Raw genomic sequence first — 25,286 nt, forward strand, 5'->3', positions numbered from 1 at the left:
TAGGAATCTCCTTGTTTTTTTAGCTATAATAATTCTCTTTGTCATGCCAAGTAAATTCTAGGAAATTTAACATACCTTCCTTATTTCCAACAAGTCGGTTCCCTTTTATGACATAATACCCTGCATTAGAAGTATTACTATCATAAACATAACAACCATCTAATAACTCTATCATTGGATTTCCTTTAACAACAGCATTAAAAGTACGGGCTTGTCTTTTCATATCAAAAAATAATTTGTTCGAAATATCCTCTTTGGTTCCTCTTGCATTTGAACCAAATCGCTCATCAATCCAATCAGCAACAATCTTAGCCGTTCTCATATTCCCCTTTGTAGATATAAGAAGATCTTTATCTACAAAATGCTCAATTTGCCCACCATTACCAACAATAATAAGATGATTACGTATGCGAGAATGGTCAATAGAAGTGGAAAGAGAATATAAATTCTCACCATCTATAAATGACCATTTTGCCTCACTTGCATTAATTTTACGGATATTTTCCAATCTAAATGTTCCATAACGATCACAGTAGGAGCGATACATAATATCTCCAATCACTTCATGAACCGCATCAGATGCTCTTGTACCTTCTAAAAAATCTATCGCCTGTACATAAGGATTTTTATAGCCTTGTGCATCTTTTACAGTTGCTATATCTTTTTCGACATATTGTTGACTTTTAGTATCCCAGACGACTGCCTTTTTCCCACCTCTATCGATATCAATATAATACGTTTCTTCAATAATTGCATCAGCATATCTCAAATCATCTTCATGGATTCTCCAACCAATCATTCCTGCCTCATTTACGATATTATGAATAATAGATGATTTAACCCACATGGTTACTGGTTGTTTTTCATCACCATGTATCTCGTCTCTTCGAGGAAAAGTTAGGACCCTATCAAAAACATGTTCTTCTAACATATCGTACATATCTACACAATTAATAGTAATTGTTTTTTCATCAGAATTTTGCTCAATCTCTCCTCTTATACGTCCTGTAAAAACCCTTACTAGGTTTTCACCATAGCCTGCATAAATACGTACTGGGGTAGCTTCACTTAACACATGTCTGATTGCACCATTCTCATAATATGACATCTCTGCTTCTCTTAAATTCTCAGGGAAGATATTGGCTCGTTCATATGTAGGAGAATAAATACCATGTTTATTGTCTAAAGTAATTCTTGCAGTTGCGACTCTGGCGTCAAAATGGCTATTTATCTCCCATTGTAATACATCTTGGTCTACTGTAAAGGTTTTATCGTATACAAATGCCCCTGTATCAACCCATACATCACGTTTACGAGCCTTAATTCTTTCATCAACATATTGTGCACCGTATTGAGTTTCAATTTCCACTACTTTAAAGCATTTTAGTCCAAATACAGCCTCACCACTTACATTATTTAAGGAGAAATCTAATATATGTGAATTGGTCCCTTGTATATCACTTGCAACCCATTTTGCATAAACTGGAGGTTCATATGTAGGTTGTGTTGTATTGTTCTCTTTTGTATATCGTTTTACAATCATTCCGTCATATGTAACCGTTACGGAATCTCCTTCTTTAAGATCTGCATAGAAAGCATACTCATAAAATCCGTCTGAAGAGAAGTTATGTTTATATCCAAAATCTTCAACTGCTCCTTTGGCAATATTCTCATTAAAACCTAAATACTTTTCACCTGTTGACCAAGCTGTAAAATGGGTTATGTTCTCTTGTCCATGCCAATTCCCATCCAGATTTGCATCCTTATCAAAGCACTTATTAAACTTAATATTTTGGGTAATGGTCATTTGGGGTGGTGGTTGACTAACACCACTTCCATTTCCTGTACTATTATCATTTCCGCCCGTATTACCGCCTCCATTATTACCTTTACCGCTTAGTGCTACTCCTAATTTTTGAGCACCTGTTAAAACAGGATATGGATCAATATGATTATTTCCACCATAAATCCATTCACCTTTCCAAATTTCAAAGTGTAAATGGGCGCCATAAGATTGACCTGTATTTCCGACTTTCCCTAAACGTGTTCCTGGATTAACTAAATCACCTTTTCGAACCTGTAAAGAATTATTTTGCATGTGGGCATAAACTGTCATATATCCATTATCATGTTGAATCATTACACAATTACCATAAGATGTACTTTTATAAGCCTTATGTACATGTCCAGCCCAAGCCGCTACTACCCACATACCATTAATTTTACCTTGGGATGTATGTATAATATCAGTACCCTTATGCCCTGAACGTGCACCCCCGCCCTTATGTTTCATATGGTGTGAAGATACTTTCGCACCATTTCCAAATGAAATTCCTTCAACAGGAAAAGTAGCACCGGATAACGCACTAGAGCTTGCATTATGAACTTCTTTCCTTTGTTCCTCAATTGTATAAGTCTCAGCTTTCTCACAACCACAGTCTTCTTCCTTCTTGGAAACATTTAGATTTGTAGAATGCTTTGGAAACAGATTTTTATTAATAATAGAACCAGATTCTTTACAATGCCATTTTTTTTGACTAGATTCACCAATAATTCTATCAAAATAGCTTTTCACAAGTTTTTTCCAGTTAGGTCCATCTGCTGACCACTTCCACTTTTTATATCCTTTATCTCCACCTTCATGGAAATAATCAACATCACTAGCATCCATATATCCATTGGAAATTTTTGCGTATCTGCTCCTCATTGCCTCGGAAAAACGTTTTGCAGCATACTTCGCTTGGGTATCTATACCTTTGTATGCAGGTTTGCATGAACCCGGGCAACCATATCCTACTATATAACTTCCATTTTCAGGTTTCCCTTGTCCTAATGTTCCAAATCCTGTTTCATGTTTTGCTACAGCTAATAGAAAGAAATAAGCAACATTGGGACACTTATAATGTTTTACCCATTTATTTAAGGCACATTTAATATACTCAAATCTATCCCCTGATTCTCCACCTTTTGTAACAGAACTTGGCTCAGCACCTGCTACTGGTGTTGTTAAAGTTGCCTCTGCTGCCTGATGCACAATAGATGCTTCTCGAATTCTGTCCCAAACTTCAAACTTATTTTTCATTCCTGGTACATAGGCCATTTTGTCAAATTCAATAATAACCCTAGGTTCATGACCTAAAGCATTAACTTTTCTCATTACGTCATTTAACAACTGAGGCGCAGGAGTTCTATGATCAAATACGTTCGGCATACCTTATTCCCCCCTATCTAAATCTTTCTAGTGCCCATTCTGTAAATCTATGTAAATATACAATTGCTTCAGCTCTAGTTACACATACCTCAGGTTGAAAGGAATCATCTGCGTAAAGTGGAAATACATAACAACCATCATTAAATTTTTCATCTAATATATTTAAGACTGATTCGGCATACCATTTTCCTACAATTTTATCTTTATCTTTAATGTATCTCTCCGTTTGCTTAATTGTATTATTCACATATCCTCTATCTGTATATCGATTATAAATATTCATTCTTAAACGTTGTAACAAAGTAAAAAACTCTCCTCTATAAATCGTTATATCAGGAAAGAATCTATCATTATAGAGTGCGCAACTTGACATAGGGACAACTTTTTCTCCCTGCCTATTTTTGATTTGAGCACCCTTTTGATAATTGTAATTCACATAAATAGGAAACTGATTTAAATTATAAGATACATAAAGATATCCATTAATTATAGTAAAACAGTCTCGTTTAAATCCTAACGTTCTTGTAAGTGCATCTTGTATAGATTCGTCTTCATTTACATCTACATGTATTCTCTTTAACTTCTTGTTCATGCAAACTGCTATTTCATTTAAAGAGTAAGTGATATCAAATACGTAATTATTTGCTTTTTCTAACTTTTTTGCCGGATAAGCCAAAGAGCATCCGCTCATCAAAGGATAAATCTGACAGTTTTCAAGAGTATGATCTCCTTCATGCATTTCCACTACCCCAGATAAAAGAATACTAACTTCTCTTCCATTGGTTAACGGATAACCAACATGTATAAAATTATCCTCAAGTTTAGATGGGAGTGTAGGCACCCCATCAATATAAACAAACACCATTTCCCTAGAATCAGGTTTATATCCGCTTACTTCAAACTTGGTTTGTCCCTCTGTTGAAGTAAAATTATGAACCTGACGTGACTTGCCACCAATAAATTGGTTATAGGTTTTTCCACTAAATAAGGTTTCTTCTTTTTTTGCATCAATAAACATATTATCTGTTTCTAATACTGCACGATAAAACCAATCCTTTGGACCCACATCTAACCATCGCTTTGGCATTTTTAATACCCCCTCAATATCTTTTCGATGTATTTAAAAGTCCTTGTCATATAGGATGCCGTTTGAGCCCTTGTAATCCAAACTTCAGGTTGAAAATATTGTACAGGTGTTCCATCACTAGCATAAGTAGTGATAAGGCCCCTTTTTTGCATTTCATCTATATACGTTTGCGCCCAATGATTTTCAATATCTATAAAAGGATATTGATGACGATATTCGAAATCTTGTTTTCGAATTAACATAAGGTTTACAGTAATGATATATTTCGTCTCAAATTCTGCTGTTTTAATATCTAAATCACCATTAACAATCCCTAAATAAATCGTGCCTTTTTCATCATAGTATTTGTGTTCTGCACCAATAAACTGCAGCCAATCTGCAAATTCCTCTTTGCTCGCAAATAAAAATTGAATGGTAGTAGAATAATGAGAAGTCCCTTTCCCTACCAATCCTGCAGAAGATTGAATATTTTCGTTTATATGGGATTTTAATACTGGTGTTGGTGGCTTATAATCGCCAGTCATACGTCCCCTTACTTGTACAAAACGAATCCCGTTATCATAAAATAATTTACGTTTAAATACATCATCATTAGATTTACTTGGTTTTTGTTGTGCCATTTAATCACCCCTTAGTATTATAAGAAACCCCACCTAATAATTAGATGGGGTTTTGTAATTAGAATGTTGGATATCCCCAAGGGGCTGAATTTAACTGATTTCGTAGTGGTGTTGTTCTACCTTGTGCTAACCCTTTTCCTAAATTCATTCCAAGATTCGCTAACTGTTGACTAGAAGTTTGTCCAGTTACATTAGGTAAAGTAATATTGACATACATATCTCCTGATTGAACACTTAAATTTGAATGTGTACCTTTACTTGTTAGATAATCATACTGAGACATAACCTGTACGCCTTCAGGAAGATTAAATGTTCCACCCATTTGTGCTCTTAACTCTTGGTGGATACCAATCTGTGCTTGTAAAGATTGCTTTGTCAATTCTCGAATATCTTTCATGATTTGTTCGTATTCAGATGAACCTTCTTCAAACTTACCACTATTTCGCTCTGCAATTCTTACCGCTAAGGTCTTATCTATAAGTGATTTACGATCTTGTAATTCTCTTACTCTTAGATCACGTGCTAAGAAACTATCATCTCCTATACTTGGTCCAAAGTTCACACGCTCCTGCATGTACTTAATTTCCAAATCATCCATATTATTACCGAAATCATGTCTCCAAGCTGTAAGCCTTTGAATCCTTAAATTTTTAACTTCTAATTCCGCACTTGCGATTTGTTGACTCAATCCTTGAATAGTATCTTGTAACTGACCATCTGGATCTGCTAACTGTTGGGATTGCAGATTTGCCAGTTTACTTTTCATTTCTCCAATCATAGATTGGCTTGAAACAATTTGCGAATCAATATAAGTAGGGCTCTCTGTGTTCATGCTAATAGCATTTAATGTATCCTTATACTGTTTCTTAGCCTGAGCTCTAGAAAACCCTTTCTGAGTGTCGTTAACATAAAATTCTGTTTTAATACGTTGTGCTTCAATTTGTTTTTTCTTATATTCTAGATCAAAATCAGCTTTTAATTTCTTTTCTTTGTCCTTACTTCTTTCAACAGATTCTTTAATTTTTTTATAATCATCCGTCTCTATTCTTTCTTTAGTTTCTGGATCCTCAGTATATCTTTTTCCATTTTTTTCTAATGATTCCAACTCAGCTTCTCGCTGTTGAGTAAAATTATGAAGCTCGTCCATCTCTTTTTTGTAAGCTTCGCGCTCTTGTTGAATTACTTGTAATCTAAGTTTCATATACTCTTTTGAGTCAGCTTTCACACCATCTAAAAGGGCGGTAATTAAGTTAAGTTCTCCCTTATTATTAGCAACTTTCTGGCTCTCTTGAATACGAGATTTTAAATCATCATAAGAAAAGGAATCATATTGACCCTCACCTAACATTTTATTTTCCCGGGCTTTACGAGCTTTTTCTGCATCATCCCTTCGCATATTCTGCTCTGATTCAGAGATAGCTGCTTTCGTATATTGATCTATAAACTCTTCTTTTTCCAATTGCTGCTTCTTAGCATACATTCCAGATTGATTTAAATACGATTGTGTTAAATCTGTTAAAGATGCTTTTGAATAATTCCCATCTTGACCTTTAGATTTTGCATCATTTGCCCTTTTCTCATTCTCTTTTCCTAAAGCTTCATTCCAATCTGATGTTCCATATTCTTTCTTAATCCAACTTTTAAAGTTTCCTTCAAACCCCTCTACATCTGTAATATCTAATTCAGGATGTCCCGGCGATGCTAAATTTACAATTCCATTCCATACCAACCCTCCTTTCCGTAAAATATTTCCATACAAACTACTATCTTCTTCATTTTTAACATAAGCATCTGCGGCCCCTGTAGTTTTAATCTGGTAATCACGTATTTTTTCCTGGTTTGCCGTTAACCCTAAAGTTTCAGCACTATTTGATATAACGTCACCCACAGCCATGGCAACCGCTATTTGTTTTGCAAAACGGCCCATGCTACGTGCTAATCCTACAATTGCACCACCAGCACCTTTTGCACGTTGAGGAATAGTGTCAAGAAAATCAAGAAATCCCTTCATTCTATTTTTAGATGCACCTTCAGCTTCATCAGCCACTTTTTTTACAGCACTCGATAAATCTCTATACGCAGTGGTACTTTGTCTTGTTTGTATAGTAGCCTTACGGTTATTAGCCTCATATTCATCGAGTGCCTTATTAAGTCCATCCATATTATTTATTGATTTGCCTACACTTTGATAGTTTTGATCTAGATAGGTCTCAAATCCAATACGTTTTTGATCATCCATTTGAGCCAAACGACCAGCTGTTGATTTTTGATTCTCATTCATACTGTCAAAGTTAGTTCTATTTGATAAGGTATTGACTAAATGCTCTGAGAAATTTGTAGTAAAAACGTCTGTTAATAATTTACTTTGGGTAAGGTTGCGAGCATTATAGGCTGAACGAGTATGTAATTCATCAGCTGTTAATTCTTTCTTTTCACCTTTATAATAGCCTTTAGATTCATCCATGATGCTAAGAAAATCGGCCATATTTTCAGCTTTTCCACCATGATCTTTTACATATTCTTTTATCTCATTCTTTCTATCCTCTTTTAAATCTGCTAATTCTTCAAAATAACCTTTTAACGTATCATTTTTCATAGCCGCACGGTAGAATTTTTTGTTATTTACTTGATTACGTAAATTTTGGCTCTCTCCCAAAACATGATCATTTAAAAAACCTACCGCTCCGTCCTCTTTACGATTTGTTAGAGATGTACCACCAAAGAATTTATTTTCCATAGTGGCTTTCTTGTAATGCTCTTCATAATTACTCAATTGACCTAATCGTTTTACTCCATGAATAGCACCAAAACCTACCAAGGCATTACCTAAAATCGTAATTAACTGTGCAAATAGCCCTGCATGTTCCTTCATTCCCTGGGCTAAGTTTGTAATAATTTTTGCTAAAGTTTGTACCTCTGGATTTAGCGCATCTAATACTGACACTAATGCGTTATTAACAGATACCCCAGCTCGTTCCATTGTCACAGAAGGTGATTTCATTGTCACAGCCATCATTTCTTGAAGACGTGCAGGATCTTTTTTAAATTCATTAATTTCTTGCTTAATTTTCCAATACGATAAATCCTTACTGTTATTTATCCCTTCTTTATGCATGGTCTCTAAAAAGGACATCAGTTTTGGTGGCTGATTTGCCCCACCTTCTCCATACAGAATGGATTTTACTTTATCTTCTCCAATATATTTATTTTTGCTTGCTTTCGCGGTGTCTGATAGGATATCAATGAAATTCCGACGTACTTTCATACCACTCTCATTTTTTTCAAATACCTTTACACCATAATTTTCTAATTGTTTAGAAACAGATGGTAAAGTAATACGCTCTGCAATCGTTTTTATGGCTGCACCTGCATTCTCCCCTGTTTCTCCTGAAGTTTGAATAGCTAATGCATTTAAAGTCACAGCATCTTCTGCATTCACTCCCACTGAATGGAGTGCTGTACCCGATTTTGACATAGCCTTCATAATATCTTCACTGTTCGCTTTAGTTTGACTCGTAGCAACAGCAAAAGAGTTAACTACTCCATCCAACTCCCAGACAGATAATTTAAACTGTGCCATAATTGTCTGTAATCCTGGAGCAATTGTTTCAACTAAGTCTGATTTGTTATCTAAGCGATAAACCTTAGAAGCTTGATCAACAAATTGTCGTGCAGATTGTTGATCTCCTGTTACATTTGATGCTATACCAGCTACCTTAGACATTCTTTCATAATCAATACCGTAAAGAGTGGATAAATCACGTACATTATTCATTAGATTTCCAGTATCATTATCTAATTTTAGCCAATCTGTATTTCCATTTTTGTTTTTATATTCTGGTTTCAAAGAGAAGTTTTGTGTAATCTTTAACTGTTCTAACTGAGCAATTTTAAAGGTTTCCATTGCTTTAGATATTGCAGCCATCGGATCTAGCATTGAGCCCGAAGCAAGGCTCCTAACTTTTTTGGTAACCGCTCCAGCCATTCCAAACCCATCAAAAGGATTGTCTTGTTTTGTGGATTTACTTGTACTAGAATCGCTATTATTTGTATTACTATGACTTGATCCACTTGAGTTATTTAAAGGATTAGCACTATTTCCTGCATTAAAGCTTAACTGTCTATTACTATTCGCCTTTTGAGGGTTAGTATTAATTTCTAGAATTTCATTTCTTATATGTGCAAACTGCTTATCAACGGACTCCTTGATTTTTTTAATAATTTGCTTATTCAGCTTGTTAATTTCACTAGTCAAATATTGCGTAATATTAGAATGAGGTTCAAAGTCCACAGCTCTTACTGATTGTTTCATTGACGTCATTATTTTATTTGTTCCTGCAGTTAACTTTTTATTAATTGTATTTTCCATACCTTCAAACTGCCTTTTTAAAGCATATCCTCTTAGAGATCCTCGATCCACAGAATGAAAAGTATGAGCTAACTCGGCTGGAGAAACACCTAAATCATTTGCAATATACCTTTGAAGTTGTTTAGATATATTTTTCATAGGTACTTCTACAGATTTGAGATCAATCTTTTGCAGCCCTCCTCGTATGCCTTTTATATAATTTTCTATTAAACTATCAATACGTTTGGCTGTTTTTATAATCTCGCTATCAATGCTATTCTCTTCGCTAATAACACCCTCGAAATCAAATTTTATAGAATCTTTTATTTTCCCTCTTACTTTTTTCGTTAATTCAGATAAATCTTTCGATGAAATTGTTAATGTCTGTCCTTCAATAGCAACCTCAGGGTTCAGTAAAATAGGTTTTAATTGATTTTTAATACTTACTAAAATTTGCTTAACCGTTCCTTTAGAAATATCTAATTTAAGTCCACTCAAGTTATCTGCATTTACTAAATTCCCCCCATTTTCGCGAATGGAATTTACTAATTGTTTAATTTGATTACTAATTAACTTAGAGATTTCTTTATTAATTTTATTAAATTCATCTTTTCCAACTGGTACTACGCTATTATTCATAGCAGAATCCATATTAATGTTTATATTTTTGATCATCTTTACAATCGTTTTATTTAACTCTTTATCTACTTTAGACATCAATTGTTGAACGGTTTCTTGTTTAATACTTAAAGGTGCTGTCCCAACTGAAGATAAAGTAATACCATTTGCCTGGACGATATTATTTAATTCTTGCTCAAGTTTTGCTCTAAGGTTGCTTCCCGCTGCCTTAGATGTCTGAGCCGATAACGAAGATAAAGAGTTTTTCATAGCATCTATACGTTTTTCTATACTACCAAAACGATGATCTAGCTGTTCCAACTGTACCCCAAACTCTTTCATATTTTTTATTGACTTATCAAACTCTAGTGCAATAGTAGCACCAATATTTTGATTATTGACTGTCACTTATTTCACCTTCCTTTTACATAATAAAATCCCGCCCTATCCTCAAATAAAAAGGAAGGGCAGGATTATTTATTAGAGAATACCTGCTAACCACTCCATGTCATCAGCATTTGCAACCTCATATCCTTCAATTACTTCTTTTCCATCACTATGTTTTAGATTATTCTGTTCGGCAGCTTGAGCTGAACCGCCCCCAAATAACCCAGTGAAGGACATTGAATGTACCTTAACTGTAAACTCTATATGCTTATGGCATTTCTTTAAGTAATAGTTTAACTGAGGTAATGTCAAATCCCATATATCCTGTTTTTTCATCCCCAGGTAGTGACCTAAGTTAAAGAAAATCTCTGCCCAATCAACGTAGGCATTTTCTTCATATTCTTTTTCTTCTTCCTCAGAGTCTATAAAGACTTTTTTAAGCCATTAAGTCCAATCATAATATCTATAATTTCTTTAGCTGTTACAATATCAATATAATCCCCTAAATAATGAGCTGAAATTTCTTTATAATACGGTTTAAAGCCCATCAATAGGACCTCTAATAGTTCATCATAACTATCATTACCTGTTTCATCTGCAATTAAATTAGCAATAATGACACCTGTATCAATTGTATTCAACTTTTTCATTAGATTTTTAGCATCTTTTAATCCTAAAGGAGGAATAGCATAGGTTTTCCCATCACGTAATGTTACCTTTTCATCCTCTTCGAAGAATACTTTTTCAATAAACTCTGATTCCTGCTTAGTCAACTTTACTTCCTCTTGTTTATTAGGTTCTTGCTGTTCAACCTTCTCCTCTGCTTCCTCTACAAGAGTAGGTTCCTCAATAGCTTCTTCTCTACTTGGAATTGCTAAATTACGTTCACTCATTTAATCTCCCCCTATATTACTCTATTACCCCTTATTAAATTTAAAGAGGACGCAAGGAAGGGGATCACCTAAACGACCTCGTAACTAATATAAGAATTTATGTGTTAAATGTAACAACCTTACGAAAAAAGGTTTAAGCGATAGATGTTTTTATAATCCATTCTCACCCTCATCTAAAATGTTTAAAAATGAATTAATAAAAAAAGAGGATACATAAGTATCCTCTTCTCTAATTAACAAACATCGCCACTTTTTTCGATTTGATAACGCTTAATAGAACCTAAACGACTGTCTGTACGTTCCCCATCAATAACTGTAAGTGTAATACTGTGAGTCGCTGCTGTTTGTCGTGCTGTGTCTAATGTAAAGTTAGATTTCACTCGGCAAGAATATAGTTCAACTTGGTAACCTTGAATGCTACCATCCATTTGTTCAAAATGTCCATCATGAACAACAGATACTGTAAGAGGGAAATCACGAGAACCAATTGCCATTACATCTACAACCTCTGGGCGCTTGTAGTTCACATAAATTTGCTCTCCTTCAAGATAATCATTAAACTTAATCTCCCCTGTAGAAGGATCAATTGTATACTCACCTTTTGCAGGATTAGTTGTTACTTTTTTAAGTAATTTATTCTCTTTTACTAATCTTACAGATACATGCTCTGTCTTAGAAGAAGCTGAACCTAAAGATCCACCAAATAGAGGATTCTTAAGAGTCACTAGTCCACCTTTAACATCATGACGTTCTTCTAATACCCATACGAAACCATCAGGATCGATAGATGATGATGCTACAGGATAATAAACTACTACAGTATCACCTTCAACCGCACCACCTTTTAGTGTTACAGCTGATCCATTTACTGTAATTGCTGATTCTGGTACAAATGAACCTGCAACTTGGTTGAAAATCTGTACTTTAGGTGCTCCGCTACCTGTTAATACTGGACTAGATAATTTAATAGAAACAGGTTCAGTATCGCCAGCAATTGTTACTGTTTCATTTTTCAATTCATAGGCTAAGCCGCTAACTCCTTCTCGAAGTTTTGCCCCTAACACAAGACGTACCATGTTTAAATCAAATTTTGCATCCTCTGCAGTAATATCAATTACCTTTTTACGTAGTAGTGTATCAATAGGTGCTGAAGAGTCTCCCCCTTCAATATCAACCATATCCAACTGCACATCAAGACGCATATTCGCCATATGACCTAGTGTAATTAATTCATCACACCCTGGAATTTTAGCCATAAATTTACCTGCACCTTTAATAATCATTTTCTTATTCTTACTGTTAAACTTGTCAAATTGTGACATTAACTACACCCCTCAATTTCAAAAATAAATTCAAATCTAGTGAAATACTTATAAGAGTGTTCTATTTCACTTGCAACCTCTGCAGATCCTACATACTGACCCTTGAAAAATACTCCTTTAAATAACTGCAGAGATTGATTATCGAATAATTGATTTATTCTATCTGCAAGGTCTAATGCCAATTCCACATCATCATTTGTGTAGATATCGAAGTCAAATGTTACCACATGAATATTATTGTTTCGTTCCTTTTGAACAAATGACTTGTAAAATGCAATTAAAGGAATTTGGTTATTTAGTGCCTCTTTAGGAGACATACGCTTTTGTATGTGCATTTCATTTTCCATATCTACTGTAATATTATTAAGACCCATACAGTTACGTATTACACTATCTTCTCTCAATGTCTTATGTATGCAAGCATAAACATCAGTGATACGTGGAAAGAACAACTCATCACACCCTCTTGTAAGTATTTGCAGTAACAATATAAGAAAATCACAATAAAAATTTAACATCACTTAGAATAAATTTAGTCAAACTCTATCTCACCCCATAATTACTCTTAACGAAATTGATTTTTACACTTAGATTCTATCAAACTCTCACGTACATTCTTAACTATTGAATTGAAATGATCAGAGATTTTCTTATTTATTCTTCAATTAACAAATTAACAATTCTATTAAGAGGAGTATTTGTCATTTAACATAAAACATGTAAATGATTTATTTCTCTGAATTTGTTTATAAATTACAAAAAATAATTAAATTCACTTTGAAATTGATGTAATCCAATATAAAAATAATGTTTTTAAGTATTTTTAGTTTCTAAAATGAGATAGTATTGAATCTATTTTTATATCAAATAATCATTATTAAATACTAGATAATAATTTATTAATAATATTATTTAGCTTTAATATGATTGATTCAGCAACAACCTTTAAACTAATAAGTCTCTTTACAATTCACTTGCAACTATAGTTACTTAAATTTCGATAACTATAGGGAGGTGATATCTTGAATTTACATAAAGATAGAAAGTTAAATACTACTGATATAAAAAAATTTTTTTCATTTTTATACAATGATAAACAGATAAGAGCTGTCCTTACTACAAGTAATCAATTCTTATTTGTTGGATACGATATTGGGAAAAATGCGATTGGAATAAAAAATCCTTATAGCTTAATCGAAAATATGGACAATCGATCTAAATACAGTGCTGTAATTACCTTTAATCAGGATATTAACCCTCAACGCTATATTTTAGTTGATTTAGAGGGACTCCATCATATGGTCTATAGAGCCAGAAAAGTTAAGGTTAATAGATTAGATTTTATTCATTGGGCCATATCTATAGAAAAAAATATACTTTAATTCATTTTATTAAATTGGCTTTTACTGAAGTAACTATCCTTCATATGATTTAATAAATATCCCGGTTAAATATTAATTATTTTGTAACCCTCAACTTTCTAACAACTTATTACGACTTTTAAATAGGAATTGGAGGTGAGAAAATGAATTTAGATATAAGTATAAGCCTGTTGCTATTTATATCCTTAGGGGTACGCGCATTTTTATTTGAAATAAAATTTCAGTACACACGTGAAAAATTACGTAGTATTCATGAATTGTTTGAAATTTTTTTAGACTGTTCTTTTTGTAATGGCTTTTGGACTGGTTTTTTTGGTTATGTAATTGTAAATGGTATTGATATTATTCTAATACCATTTGCTATTTTAGTTGGTTCTTCCTCATACTATTTAACGCTATTTGTTAAGAGTCTTACACAAAGAAATTAAGAAACACAGTTTATGTCCTTTATTTCTTAAATTATCCATTCTACATCTTTATCTACTTAACCCTACTAAACTTTAGTAGGGTTTTATTCACTATTCTTATTATTTCTATCTCTATACAAATTCCCAAACAAAAAAATTGTTCAAAATAGCAAAGTACATTTTGTACCGTACCTTGTTTACGCAACTAAAACAATAAATAAGACGACTATTAAAATATCTATCACCTTTAGAAATGGAGTGAACAATATGATTTTCTTTTCAAGTAAGCACCGAATTAAAGATCTTTCTTTCCTAAATAAACTTTGGATGACACCCGTAGCTTATGGACTAAAATATCTTGCCGGAACTGTAATATACATTGCAGATAAATTTGATGAAAAGGTAAGATTTGAAATCCTAAAAAGGCATATTTAAAATGGAGGAAATGAGAAAATAAAAAGAGGATTTATTCACTTTAAGAAAGGTTATAACGAACTGATAGAGGCCACTTTAAATTCCTGCTATCATGCAATGAATTAAAAAACATTTAAAAATCCTTTCTTGAAAACTTTAGTCAGGGAGATACTATTCCTATAAACTATAGAGGATAGTATTAGGTATCGCGGTGATTTCAAGTATAATTACGGACTTAAAAAGTTTAAAATTGCGTTAGTAAGAAAGAATTACTCTAAGGATATTTTTACTAACGCAATCTTACTTATTTTGAAAAAACATTTTAACAATCTATAAATAGATTTTCTACCTAAAATATCGTATTATCATTAGCTGCTTCATTTGGAATCTCTTGAATTACATCCCAGTGTTCGACAATCTTTCCATCCTTTATACGAAAAATATCCACTATAGCAACTCCCTTATCTTGAGAGTTAGTACGAGAATGTACATGAAGAGCAACTGTATCTCCTTCAGCTACGAAAGGATTATGTTGCTTATAATCTTCACTTACATATTTTTAGTAAAAAAACTCATAGTTGAATTTAATGTATCTAATTCCTTTTATTATCAGAATAAGCCTTTACAACAACTATTTATTATTTATTATTTATTATTTTTTATTTATTATTTTTTATTTTTTATTTTTTATTTCATTAATTCTATAGTTTCTTTAATACACTTACCATTATCCATTGTTATATCTAATTTCTATTTAAAACCCTTCTTTGTAAGTTTACACCTATGTATCGTGTTAAATTATGTGTGGCAAGATAAAACAATCTTTTAAATTTAATTATTGTTAGGTAGCTTCTACGGTATGATATTATCAAACAATTAGTTATACATATAAACCTAAAATTTCAACAATCTGACGTGCCTTAGCATTATCTACATAATAATGCATCTCTAACCCTCTTCTTTCTGAACGGAGTATGGTTCTCCTCAATTTTGATAAATGTTGTGAAACAGTGGATTGGGGGAGTCTTAATATTTCCGTTAACTGTGTAACATTACATACTTTATGGTGCATTAATTCATTTACAATTTGTAATCGGACAGGATGTGCCATTACTTTTAATACATCTACATCGTCTTCATGGATTTCAGCTAGATTTCTTTCAGATATTAATGTTATCATTTCGCATTCTCCTTTATTATTAATTTCTCTTTTCCTTTTATCCTTATAATTAATACTTATAGCTGATTACCATTTGTCCTGTTGAGAAAATATATTCTCTTTTTAAAACAAAAAGGACACCAATTCATAAAAACGTTTTTTACTGCTTTAATGAATTGATGCCCTCTAATTTTTTGACCAGAATATATCTTGTTTTAAAGGATATCCTCAATTCCTTTTTCTCACATCTAGTAAAAAATATGTATTTTCTTTAAAATCCATATTAAGAATATTCTTCAAATCCTAAAAACATAAGTTTATTACAAAGTTTCTATCGAAAAACAATATGCAACTGGCTGGGGCTATTATGAAACTTGGTTTAATTGGAACTCTATGTTACCAGCTGGTACAACTTAAGAATTAGTCACTTTCTCAGACAATGGAGAAGATATTTGGGCTGCAGGCACATTCCGCTATAAAGTTGAAGTTACAAATGCTGACGGTTCTGTTGATACAATTTACATAGCGCCAATAACATTAGTAAATTAAATAATAGGTTCGCTTCACATCTTATAATATATACTTTAACAATATCATTAAATCTTCACATAGATATACTGGATCATGAAAAGAAGGATTACACCTTCCTTTTTTATATTTTAAAATAAAAACGTATCCCCACCTATATTTATCTATACCAATTTAAGAAACAAATAATTCAAAAAGAAAAACACTACAACAAAGAATGTCTATTTGTTTCTTTTCGTTAATTTTCCTACATGTTGTATATAAAAAAATAAAATAATACCTGTCATAGTAATTAAAAAGATTTGATAGTAATCAATCAACTGTAATACCCCCTCCATACAAAAATAAACTCAACGAAATATTCACTATAAAACCAACGTATGTAAAAAAACAGCTACAAGTCCATTCATAGTTTTAAAAATTTGTCCTCCTCTTCTTCTAAGAATATTCAAAATTTCAAATAGATTATCTTATATCGCCATCTTATGTATGCAGAATTACATATCAAACCATATCGAAAATCATTCTCATTGTAACTGTGATGGTTTCAATAAGTGGTATTTTTACTTCCTTTTCAAATCTCAAAATATATTAAAGGAGGCACTAACATTGTGAAAAAAGCTATTTTAGCAGGGGCACTAGGAATTGTAGTACTATCAGATATGAATTTACCAGGAGTAGAGGCATCAAAAACAAGTGCAGCAACTACAAATTTAGAAACTCAAGAAGTTACAAAATACTACTCTATGAGTTCCTATGAAGTTTCCCAAAAAGAATCATTTAATCTTAATAAAGGGGAAGAACTTACGGTCTTTGTACAAAATTCCGGGTTCCCAATTTCTTATACAGTCTTTGATGCAGATAATCAAGTAATTGGCACATACAATGCTAATTCACCATATGGTCGCGTATTCAAAGCACAATAAGACGGTAATATTTCTGTTCAATTTCAAGCAGGAGTAAATTCTTCTTACATGAAGAAAATGAATTTCACAGCTAAATTCGCAGTTTCTAAACTTAACCAACAATAAAAAATTTAACGATCCTCTTTAAAAACAAATTAAAAAGGTATATCCCTTCAATAGGATATACCTTTAACTTTAGTGAATTTTATATTGACCAGATAACCTTTCTTGCGCCATACGAACTAAACGTTTCGTAATCTCTCCACCTACTGAACCATTTGCTCGTGAAGTTGAATCTGGTCCAAGTGTAACGCCAAACTCCTGAGCAATTTCATACTTCATTTGCTCAATTGCACTTGCTGCCGCCGCTACCAAAATCTCGTTTGAATTATTATTTTCTCGAATTTGCATTTCTAACACACCTCCATTTAATTGGTAATATCATGCTCTATTTCCAATTAAATATGCAAAATTTATATTTATTTAAGTAAGCGTGTGATTTACATTAATACATTCCAATTAAAAAAGATTTTACAAATGAATCAATATAATCCTTATTGATTATATTGAATTTTAAACTCTCCATTAATTCTTGTAACTCTTGTGATAGCCAACTTAATGATGTTGCTAGTTCCGCAATAGTAAGTTTAGTGTTTCACTTAACTCTTTGATGTTCGGATATTAACAATATATTGTTAATAATCACCATTTTATAGGTACACCTACATATAGGCCAAGTATGCAATTACAGAACGTTTGTTATAAAAAAACGTAAACATGTCAAACAAAAAAGACTCAATTACTATATCTCATACCTTCTTTTAAATATAAATCTACTACCTCGTTCTTAAATTCTATATTGTTAGTGACTCTAATTTTCCCCATAGAAAAATCCGCTCTTAATTCTCAATCAATTTCTTAAATTTCTTTTCTAATTGATCTGGTGGTAATACACCTCGTGCATGATCTACTATAATTCCATCTTTATTAACAAAAAATGTCGTCGGTAAAGAGAATACTTTATAATCTAGTCCAGCTACTCCGTCCATATCTAATAGAACAGGAAACTCAAACCCATAGCGATTAGCAAATGCGCTTGCTTCTTGTACTGGGTCACTAACAGTTGCATTCACCGCAAAAATTTCAACATCCTTTTTATATTTATCATACATATGAACTAAGTCAGGTGCCTCCATTTCACACGGCCCACACCATGATGCCCAAAAATTAATAATATATGGTTTTCCCTTGGCATCATTTAACGACTGCAACTTTCCGTCTAATCCTTTTAATGTGATGCCAGGTGCTTTAAAACCTACTTGTGGTAATACTTCTTTCTCTTGTAACTCTGCTTGTTTCGCTTTTCTTTCCTTTTCTTCTTTCTTTGAATTATAAAAGTTAACCCCCGCCCAAACGAGAGCACCTACTATTATAATAGCAATTAGTTTCTTCACTTTTCTTCCTCCTCATTTTTAAAAACCTGTAAATCCACCGAATAGACGAATAAAGAATGCTGTCATTTCCGTCATTTGATTTGTATACAATAAAATACCTGTAATATATGATAAATAAGATATATATATAGCGATAAAAAGTATAATGATATAAATGACAACACTCTATCCACACTACATAGAGTAGTGTTTACCCTAAAAAAAAGAGGCTATATGCACTCTCCAACAATAAGTACAATCGACACACAGAATAACCCTATTGTTACATATACCGAGTTCGTATGTAACGGAATAGTAAGCTTAGCAACCTTTTCATTTAACACTTGCTCGATTCGTAAATTTATTGCTGTTTTTGCAAATGAAGCTGTAACACATCGATTCTCCATTGTCTTTATTTTAATTAATTTTAATAACGCGCTACCTAACTCAAATGAAGATTCCATTTTTTGCATCGCATATTTATCTGCTGCTAACTCTTGATACGTATGATATCGTTGTAACAATTCTTTTAATATCGGGATGTACATCATTCCTTCTGCTAATAACGTAAAACAAAATAATTTTAGCGGATCCCAATTATTTTGATGATATTCTTCATGGAAAATAATCGCATCAATCTCTTCATCTGAAAACGTCTGAAGCAAACCTTCCGACATGACAACTTTCGGACGGAATAATCCAATTGTAAACGCTGCAACTTCCGCAGTCGGCAGTATATATATTTGTTTTCCTTTTCTAATAAATGGGATAAGTACTTTTTGTACTTTTTTACTATAGAAAAATTGCCGCCAAATTCTTTTACACACAATCAATACAGTAATTAATAATAACCCCGCTACTATAATACGAACCATTGATAGTTCTTTCATATGTTTTTCTAACTGAAACAAGCAAAACTTTGAAAGGAAGAATGCCTTGTTTTGAAAGAGAAATGGATATGTAACATAATACAATAACAAGCTGAAAAAGAGGGTACTAACAATGAGCGCTAACAATACGATTTTACGCATTTGCCATTTCATTTCATCGATCCTCTTTTTTTAACTGATTCAATTTGTCTTCTAATTTTTTTATTAAATTCGGATCAGCCTGCTCTAGCTCATCTATCATATGAGTTACAACTAAATCTCCAAATTCCCCCACTAATTCCTGTGTCATTTTCTTCGTTTGATTGGATAAGAATTCTTCTTTTGTTTGTACAGCACGATATATGCCACTTCTTTTTACAGTCTGTTTTTCTAAGTGTAATTTCTCTACTAACCTGTTCATAACTGTCATAACAGTGTTAAAATTCACAGGTGATTCTTCACTTAATTTCTGCTGCACTTCTTTAATAGTAATACCTTCAGTAGACCAAATAATCTCCATAATTTTCGCTTCAAGCGGTCCAAAGAAATGATTTAATCCTTGCTCATTTAACCTATAGTTTTGCGTAAACATCGTATGACTCCTTTCACACTACGAATTGTAGTACAAATTAAATGAGAGGTCAAACGCGAGTAATATAAACTAAAATTCAGTACCTATAAATACGTACATCATTCTATTCATTATAAGCCTAACTTATCTCCAAATGTATCAAAGAGATACTGCTCTAATATTTGTACACTAAACTTCTCATTACGCCCAAGGGCAAATAATTCCCGATCTTTCGCTACGATAGTATCTAACGGAATAACTACATTATCCACTATTTTTACAATTTCGATTATATTACTTTTCACATTCACTTCTGTTTTAAATTCAACGTTTTCTAACACTATATGTGAACGTCTTCCTGATGCAAAAAAAGTAAAATTAGGATTTTTAACAACGCCAATTTCAGTCTCTAACGCATATAAATAGTGAAAAATTACATCTCTATGTCCATCTTTTATTATTTTTTCATCCTTCTCATCGTCTAAGTATTCTTTCAGCTTCGTTGTAAATTCAAATCGAAAATTCACTTTTTTCACGCTCCTTCTTTGTATTTCATATTAAATAAATATATTGAAATAATTTTACCGTATTGTAATACAACTTCCTATTAAAAGTAAAAACTGTTTTAGAAAATCGCTATTATTTCCGATACCCTTTTAAAATATAAGTATAAATTCAATATGAATGAATGCTTCATTACATCTATTTAAACATATTTTTTCCATTTTTTGAAACATTAGTATGAAATATTATATATCAATGAATGGTTTCTAATTCATTGGTATATATAGTCAGTAGTTTCTTTACTATCCCGATATACTTAAACTACATTTTCTACTTATTCATTACATATAGAGAAGGAATGTAACTCTCTTCTATCGAATTTTTATATAACAAAAATAATTAGGTGGTGCTTTACTATGAAATTAGCTGTCATTGGTGGCGGTGATTTACAAGATTCAAATCACTTGCCTATTAATGAACGCCTTATAGAATTAACAAATAAACAGTATCCAAAAGTATTGTTTATTCCAACGGCTAGTCATGATGATGAAAGCTATATAAAATTATTTTTAGACACGTTTGAAAAACAATTACATTGTGAAGTACAAATTTTACGCATTACAACAGATTCACCTTCTAAGTATGAAATAGACGAGATGATTCATTCAGTCGATTTAATTTATCTGGGTGGCGGAAACTATATTCACATGCTTACGCAATGGAAAGAACATAGACTTGATAAAAAATTATTATTGGCTCTGCAACAAGGAACACTTATTGCTGGTTATAGCGCTGGTGCTATGTGTTGGTTCACGTCTAGTATCCGATCAGATTATGAAGGTTCTGGTTATATAGAGAGTAATGGATGGGGGATTGTTAATAAAAGATTTTGTCCACATTATAATCAATTAAACAGAATGAACGCCTTCCATTCCTTTTTACAAAATCATCAAGGGAATATAGAAGGAATTGCACTGGAGGATAATTGCGCTTTATATATTACAGAGGAATCCTTTGAGATTATCGGTGAATCAGAAAAAGCGTGGGAGTTTTATATGAGTGATAAAACTCTCATTAGACAACATTTTGATATAACTTTAAAAAGCTATTTGTAAACCTGCACTTAAGAAAAAATGTCCCTAAGTCTAATAACTTAGGGACATTTTTTCTATTTAACTAACTAATCGTGTAATTCGTTTCTTTTGCCATGAAAGCTTATAATATGCATACTGCAATAGTAAGCTGACAATAAATGCTGCTGGATACCCAATCCAGATACCTTCTATTCCAAGACTTGTATGGTAAGAAAGATAATATGCTACGGGTACTTCTACAAGCCAAATTGAAACAACTCCAATAACAGTTGGCCAAAGTACTGTACCGCTCGCTCGCATTGTCGCACTAATAATTTGTGCATGACCGAAAATTAAATAACTCCATAACGTAATCATAACTAAGCTATGAGCAATTTCAATTGTAGTTTGACTCGTTAAAAATAGTGATAAAATGTCTCTTGAGAATAAATAAATAAGAGATATTAACACACCACCGATGACGTAGTTCATAATAATTCCGGCCTTCACAACTTTCTGCAATCGATCAAATTGATTCGCCCCAATTGATTGTGCTGCAAAAATAGAAACTGTAATACCAAGGCTAACTGCTGGCATTTGTACATAACTTGCAACTTGATTCACAACGCCGTAAGCAGCTGTTGCATCCGAACCGTAACGATTTACAAATGCGATTACGGCAATCTCAGATAATGAAACTAATATCATATTTATACTTGCCGGTATACCGAGCCTTAGCAATAGCTTTAATAACTCCCCATCCATTCGAAGGTATTTTCTAACCGTTCCATCTAGTTGTAATGGGTGATTTTTCTTCTTTAAATACACAAGCATGACAATAAACGTAATAACTGTAGATATAACAGAGGCATAGGCTGCTCCATACACATCTAATTTCGGAGCTCCTAACCATCCAAAAATAAGAACCGGTAATAAAATCATATTTAGTGCTGTACTTACAATTAAAAAGTAAAATGGCGTTTTAGAATCTCCTGTACCTCTCATAAATGTTGTATATGCGAAATATAAAAATAATACTGGCATCGATATAAATAAAATCCGTGCATAATGTACACTTATTTCAATAATATTTTCTGGTGTTCCCATTAGACGCATAATATCCATCGCAAAAATACTTCCTATTATCGCCAACACAACTCCAATAATAAAGGTAAATGTCAGCGTCGTACCAACGATAGCTTTTAAACGATCTTCGTTTTTAGCACCAAACGCCTGACCAATTAAAATAGAGCTTCCTGAACCGATACCAATTACAAATGAAACGAGCAAGAAAAATAATGGGAAGAATGCTGATATAGCCGCTAAATCATTAACTCCAAGCCATCTTCCTACTACTACCATACCAAATAATTGTCCAACTGATTGTAGTACATTACTTAATAATAACGGTACTAAAAACATCGACATCGATTTCCAAATCGGTTTACTCTCACTTTCCAACTTATGTGACTCCGCACCTTCTTTATTGTTATCTGCAGGTGGTTTCAAATTTCATTTCTCCTTTTATTAAACATCTATTTTCAATCTCTATCTCTTTGTATAGTTGTTATAATACTGTGCTTCTATTCATTTTCTTTTCGTATGATTATAACTTCACCCAATATTGACTTCCATCGGCTGTTCGATCTAAAAATCCATATTCGATTAAATATCTTCTTAATGTTACAAAATCAGGGTATACATTTTCTATCACTGTATTTACTTCTTTTTCAGTATACTTTTTATTACTATCAAACTTCTTCACTAAATGGCGCAATATAATTAATTTACGCTTTTGTTTCTTCGGAAATTTAGAGAGAGGTCCATCTAACCCTTCTGTAAAATGAGCTTTTAATACTTCATCATTTTCTTCTTCCGTAATATTGTATCGATCATCTACCATCGTTGCTGTTCTATGAATTGGCACAAATTTCGTTTGTACTTTTGATTTTTCTTCTGATAATTCCATTAGCGCTAAAAATACTTTTGCTTGTTTCATTTTCTCTCGCAGTGTAAATCGATGATTACGAATTGTTGATGTACTTCCGCCATCCATCTCTTTTACAATTTCTTTATCATTCAGTCCCATATAGAAAAACTGAACCATTTTCTTTTGTAAATCCGTTAATCCAGTAAATTTCTTATCCATATTTAGCAAATAATCAAACATAGACGTATGCTCATTTTGAATATGCAATTGGACGAACTTCTCTGCTTCATACAAAACTTGATTATCTTGATAAATAACACCTTTAATAAATGTTTCACCACAAGCTAAGCAAATGTACCCCTCTTTTTCTTCATCAAACACATACCCTTTCTTTAATTCCTCTATTGACGCATCCCAAAACTTCTCTGAAATATCGCTCATACTAAACACTCCTTCAAAATGTTTATTTAAAAACCAAACAAATCGCTATATCGTTTATTATTACTTCATCATCTTATCACAACACAAACAAACATTTCAACGTTTCGTTTGCCCATTTTATAAACTTTTATAAAAACATCTATCGAAAGGATTTAATACAACGAAAAGCGAATATGTTTATACAAATTCATTTTATAGGATGTAAAATAGAACATGAATATTCTTCAAGACCCTTGGTTTACCGTTAAGTAAATTGCACAGAACGCATATGCGATTAGTGAATATGGAACTGGTATTCACTCATTACAAAACTTCAGTATTCAATTTTAACTACAAAAAAGATGTTTTCGTATAAGAAAACATCCTTTACTTTTTATATATTCTATTTACAGTCTCTACTAAAACCTTACTTGCTTGTACAAATGTATGCTTTCGATTTCTATCTTCAACAAATTTATTAGCACAACTACTCATAATCATCATACAACTAATTATGACTAACGCTATCTTTCTATTCTTGTAAGTCACTTTATGCCACTCCACTATTACAAAACTTCTTTTGAATTTATCCCATCAAGAAATTTTACATGAATAATAAAACGTGTGAATATGCAATTCTGCATATTCACACGTTTTATCACAATGTTATGATTTAATTTAGTTAAAGAACAAGTATACCGAGGTGACTAACTTGAAATTTAAAGCGAAAAAAAATCCATTCCACGTCATTTTCATTACATTATTTATAATTATTTTTTTCGTTTCGTTATTCTTCCAAAATGAAAATTCTATTTTTTTCACTCTCATGATGCTGCTAAATATCGTGAATCTTTCTTCATTCTATTTCTCTCACTACAACGTAACGGAATCATCTCTTGTTGTAAAACACGGTTTCATTTTTCATACTGAAATTCCATTTGAAGATATTCGTCACGTTAAATACTCTGGTAAAAAACTTCATTCAAAAAAATGGACTAGACAACAATTAGAAATCCATTACAATTTATTTGACTCAGTGACCACTTTCATACCACTAGAAGAAGAAAAATTCATTTCACTCTTAAAAGAGAACTGCCCACAGATGAAAGTAATGAATACGCCTGCTAACAAATAATATATTTTGAAGCTTGTAGTATTGCAAGTAGATGAAACATAAAAATGAACATCAAAAAAGCCAAGATTCT

General features: G+C 32.4%; 21 protein-coding genes and 2 pseudogenes. 5 read left to right on the top strand and 18 right to left on the bottom strand.

The features are described 5' to 3' along the window. Positions 1–19 precede the first annotated feature (19 nt). From B9A45_RS21115 to B9A45_RS21150, 8 genes are all read right to left on the bottom strand, one after another. On the bottom strand, positions 20–3,211 hold the full coding sequence (locus tag B9A45_RS21115; protein ID WP_084064866.1) for a M23 family metallopeptidase: 3,192 nt from the start codon (positions 3,209–3,211) through the stop codon (positions 20–22). A 13-nt stretch (positions 3,212–3,224) separates the two neighbouring features. After that, a complete protein-coding gene (locus tag B9A45_RS21120; protein ID WP_084064869.1) occupies positions 3,225–4,298 on the bottom strand; it encodes a hypothetical protein in 1,074 nt (357 codons plus the stop codon). A 2-nt stretch (positions 4,299–4,300) separates the two neighbouring features. Further along, on the bottom strand, positions 4,301–4,918 hold the full coding sequence (locus B9A45_RS21125) for an S-layer homology domain-containing protein (RefSeq protein ID WP_000068593.1): 618 nt from the start codon (positions 4,916–4,918) through the stop codon (positions 4,301–4,303). A 58-nt stretch (positions 4,919–4,976) separates the two neighbouring features. Beyond that, positions 4,977–10,292, bottom strand: a complete 5,316-nt coding sequence (locus tag B9A45_RS21130; protein WP_084064873.1) for a phage tail tape measure protein — start codon at positions 10,290–10,292, stop codon at positions 4,977–4,979. 72 nt (positions 10,293–10,364) lie between these two features. After that, positions 10,365–10,583, bottom strand: a complete 219-nt coding sequence (locus tag B9A45_RS21135) for a hypothetical protein (RefSeq protein WP_223285806.1) — start codon at positions 10,581–10,583, stop codon at positions 10,365–10,367. A 110-nt stretch (positions 10,584–10,693) separates the two neighbouring features. Continuing rightward, positions 10,694–11,164, bottom strand: a complete 471-nt coding sequence (locus B9A45_RS21140; protein WP_084064877.1) for a DNA polymerase III subunit gamma/tau — start codon at positions 11,162–11,164, stop codon at positions 10,694–10,696. Positions 11,165–11,397: 233 nt separating this feature from the next. Next, on the bottom strand, positions 11,398–12,486 hold the full coding sequence (locus B9A45_RS21145) for a hypothetical protein (RefSeq protein WP_000077128.1): 1,089 nt from the start codon (positions 12,484–12,486) through the stop codon (positions 11,398–11,400). Next, on the bottom strand, positions 12,486–12,938 hold the full coding sequence (locus B9A45_RS21150; RefSeq protein WP_084064881.1) for a hypothetical protein: 453 nt from the start codon (positions 12,936–12,938) through the stop codon (positions 12,486–12,488). Before B9A45_RS21150 ends, B9A45_RS21145 begins: the two co-directional genes overlap by 1 nt. 570 nt (positions 12,939–13,508) lie before the next feature. Between B9A45_RS21150 and B9A45_RS21155 the strand changes: the two genes are divergently transcribed. After that, complete coding sequence (locus B9A45_RS21155; RefSeq protein WP_084064885.1) at positions 13,509–13,868, top strand: BRO-N domain-containing protein; 360 nt, start codon at positions 13,509–13,511, stop codon at positions 13,866–13,868. Positions 13,869–14,011: 143 nt separating this feature from the next. Then, positions 14,012–14,296 carry a hypothetical protein gene (locus B9A45_RS21160; protein WP_084064890.1) on the top strand — a complete coding sequence of 95 codons (285 nt, stop codon included), beginning with the start codon at positions 14,012–14,014 and terminating at the stop codon, positions 14,294–14,296. Positions 14,297–15,038: 742 nt separating this feature from the next. Here the strand turns inward: B9A45_RS21160 and B9A45_RS21165 are convergent. Continuing rightward, a pseudogene (locus B9A45_RS21165) lies at positions 15,039–15,209 on the bottom strand (ester cyclase); the annotation flags it as partial. 360 nt (positions 15,210–15,569) lie between these two features. Further along, positions 15,570–15,869 carry an ArsR/SmtB family transcription factor gene (locus B9A45_RS21170; RefSeq protein ID WP_084064894.1) on the bottom strand — a complete coding sequence of 100 codons (300 nt, stop codon included), beginning with the start codon at positions 15,867–15,869 and terminating at the stop codon, positions 15,570–15,572. Positions 15,870–16,987: 1,118 nt separating this feature from the next. Here B9A45_RS21170 and B9A45_RS21180 point away from each other — a divergent pair. Continuing rightward, a pseudogene (locus B9A45_RS21180) lies at positions 16,988–17,407 on the top strand (hypothetical protein). Positions 17,408–17,476: 69 nt separating this feature from the next. Here the strand turns inward: B9A45_RS21180 and B9A45_RS21185 are convergent. The 5 genes from B9A45_RS21185 to B9A45_RS21205 form a co-directional block, all read right to left on the bottom strand. After that, entirely contained in the window at positions 17,477–17,692 is a 216-nt protein-coding gene (locus tag B9A45_RS21185) for an alpha/beta-type small acid-soluble spore protein (RefSeq protein ID WP_001167053.1), read from the bottom strand. A gap of 488 nt (positions 17,693–18,180) precedes the next feature. Beyond that, entirely contained in the window at positions 18,181–18,735 is a 555-nt protein-coding gene (locus B9A45_RS21190) for a TlpA family protein disulfide reductase (RefSeq protein ID WP_084064902.1), read from the bottom strand. A gap of 209 nt (positions 18,736–18,944) precedes the next feature. Continuing rightward, positions 18,945–19,757 carry a M56 family metallopeptidase gene (locus tag B9A45_RS21195; RefSeq protein WP_000871931.1) on the bottom strand — a complete coding sequence of 271 codons (813 nt, stop codon included), beginning with the start codon at positions 19,755–19,757 and terminating at the stop codon, positions 18,945–18,947. 1 nt (position 19,758) lies between these two features. Then, entirely contained in the window at positions 19,759–20,175 is a 417-nt protein-coding gene (locus tag B9A45_RS21200; protein WP_044584297.1) for a BlaI/MecI/CopY family transcriptional regulator, read from the bottom strand. Positions 20,176–20,285: 110 nt separating this feature from the next. After that, a complete protein-coding gene (locus B9A45_RS21205) occupies positions 20,286–20,681 on the bottom strand; it encodes a DUF3942 family protein (RefSeq protein ID WP_142263077.1) in 396 nt (131 codons plus the stop codon). A 393-nt stretch (positions 20,682–21,074) separates the two neighbouring features. Between B9A45_RS21205 and B9A45_RS21210 the strand changes: the two genes are divergently transcribed. Continuing rightward, a complete protein-coding gene (locus tag B9A45_RS21210) occupies positions 21,075–21,773 on the top strand; it encodes a peptidase E (protein WP_084064916.1) in 699 nt (232 codons plus the stop codon). A gap of 57 nt (positions 21,774–21,830) precedes the next feature. On the opposite strand, the gene B9A45_RS21215 is transcribed toward B9A45_RS21210, so the two are convergent. The 3 genes from B9A45_RS21215 to B9A45_RS32265 form a co-directional block, all read right to left on the bottom strand. Continuing rightward, positions 21,831–23,240, bottom strand: a complete 1,410-nt coding sequence (locus B9A45_RS21215; protein WP_000804128.1) for an MATE family efflux transporter — start codon at positions 23,238–23,240, stop codon at positions 21,831–21,833. Positions 23,241–23,337: 97 nt separating this feature from the next. Continuing rightward, positions 23,338–24,102: a DUF2087 domain-containing protein gene (locus tag B9A45_RS21220; RefSeq protein ID WP_001280278.1), complete on the bottom strand. Its 765-nt coding sequence runs from the start codon at positions 24,100–24,102 to the stop codon at positions 23,338–23,340. A 366-nt stretch (positions 24,103–24,468) separates the two neighbouring features. Then, a complete protein-coding gene (locus B9A45_RS32265) occupies positions 24,469–24,630 on the bottom strand; it encodes a hypothetical protein (protein ID WP_000221432.1) in 162 nt (53 codons plus the stop codon). 163 nt (positions 24,631–24,793) lie between these two features. On the opposite strand from B9A45_RS32265, the gene B9A45_RS21225 reads away from it, so the two are divergent. Next, on the top strand, positions 24,794–25,216 hold the full coding sequence (locus tag B9A45_RS21225; protein ID WP_000669070.1) for a PH domain-containing protein: 423 nt from the start codon (positions 24,794–24,796) through the stop codon (positions 25,214–25,216). Positions 25,217–25,286: the final 70 nt, after the last annotated feature.

This window comes from Bacillus sp. JKS001846 (assembly GCF_900176455.1).
Lineage (GTDB): Bacteria > Bacillota > Bacilli > Bacillales > Bacillaceae_G > Bacillus_A > Bacillus_A cereus.

Bases quoted from the DNA above. Each gene is read 5' to 3' on its own strand.
- B9A45_RS21115 (WP_084064866.1), bottom strand. From the start codon at position 3,211: ATGCCGAACGTATTTGATCATAGAACTCCTGCGCCTCAGTTGTTAAAT.
- B9A45_RS21160 (WP_084064890.1), top strand. From the start codon at position 14,012: ATGAATTTAGATATAAGTATAAGCCTGTTGCTATTTATATCCTTAGGG.
- B9A45_RS21220 (WP_001280278.1), bottom strand. From the start codon at position 24,102: ATGAGCGATATTTCAGAGAAGTTTTGGGATGCGTCAATAGAGGAATTA.
- B9A45_RS21140 (WP_084064877.1), bottom strand. From the start codon at position 11,164: ATGAGTGAACGTAATTTAGCAATTCCAAGTAGAGAAGAAGCTATTGAG.
- B9A45_RS21195 (WP_000871931.1), bottom strand. From the start codon at position 19,757: ATGAAATGGCAAATGCGTAAAATCGTATTGTTAGCGCTCATTGTTAGT.
- B9A45_RS21200 (WP_044584297.1), bottom strand. From the start codon at position 20,175: ATGTTTACGCAAAACTATAGGTTAAATGAGCAAGGATTAAATCATTTC.
- B9A45_RS21120 (WP_084064869.1), bottom strand. From the start codon at position 4,298: ATGCCAAAGCGATGGTTAGATGTGGGTCCAAAGGATTGGTTTTATCGT.
- B9A45_RS21185 (WP_001167053.1), bottom strand. From the start codon at position 17,692: ATGCAAATTCGAGAAAATAATAATTCAAACGAGATTTTGGTAGCGGCG.
- B9A45_RS21210 (WP_084064916.1), top strand. From the start codon at position 21,075: ATGAAATTAGCTGTCATTGGTGGCGGTGATTTACAAGATTCAAATCAC.
- B9A45_RS21170 (WP_084064894.1), bottom strand. From the start codon at position 15,869: ATGATAACATTAATATCTGAAAGAAATCTAGCTGAAATCCATGAAGAC.
- B9A45_RS21145 (WP_000077128.1), bottom strand. From the start codon at position 12,486: ATGTCACAATTTGACAAGTTTAACAGTAAGAATAAGAAAATGATTATT.
- B9A45_RS21125 (WP_000068593.1), bottom strand. From the start codon at position 4,918: ATGGCACAACAAAAACCAAGTAAATCTAATGATGATGTATTTAAACGT.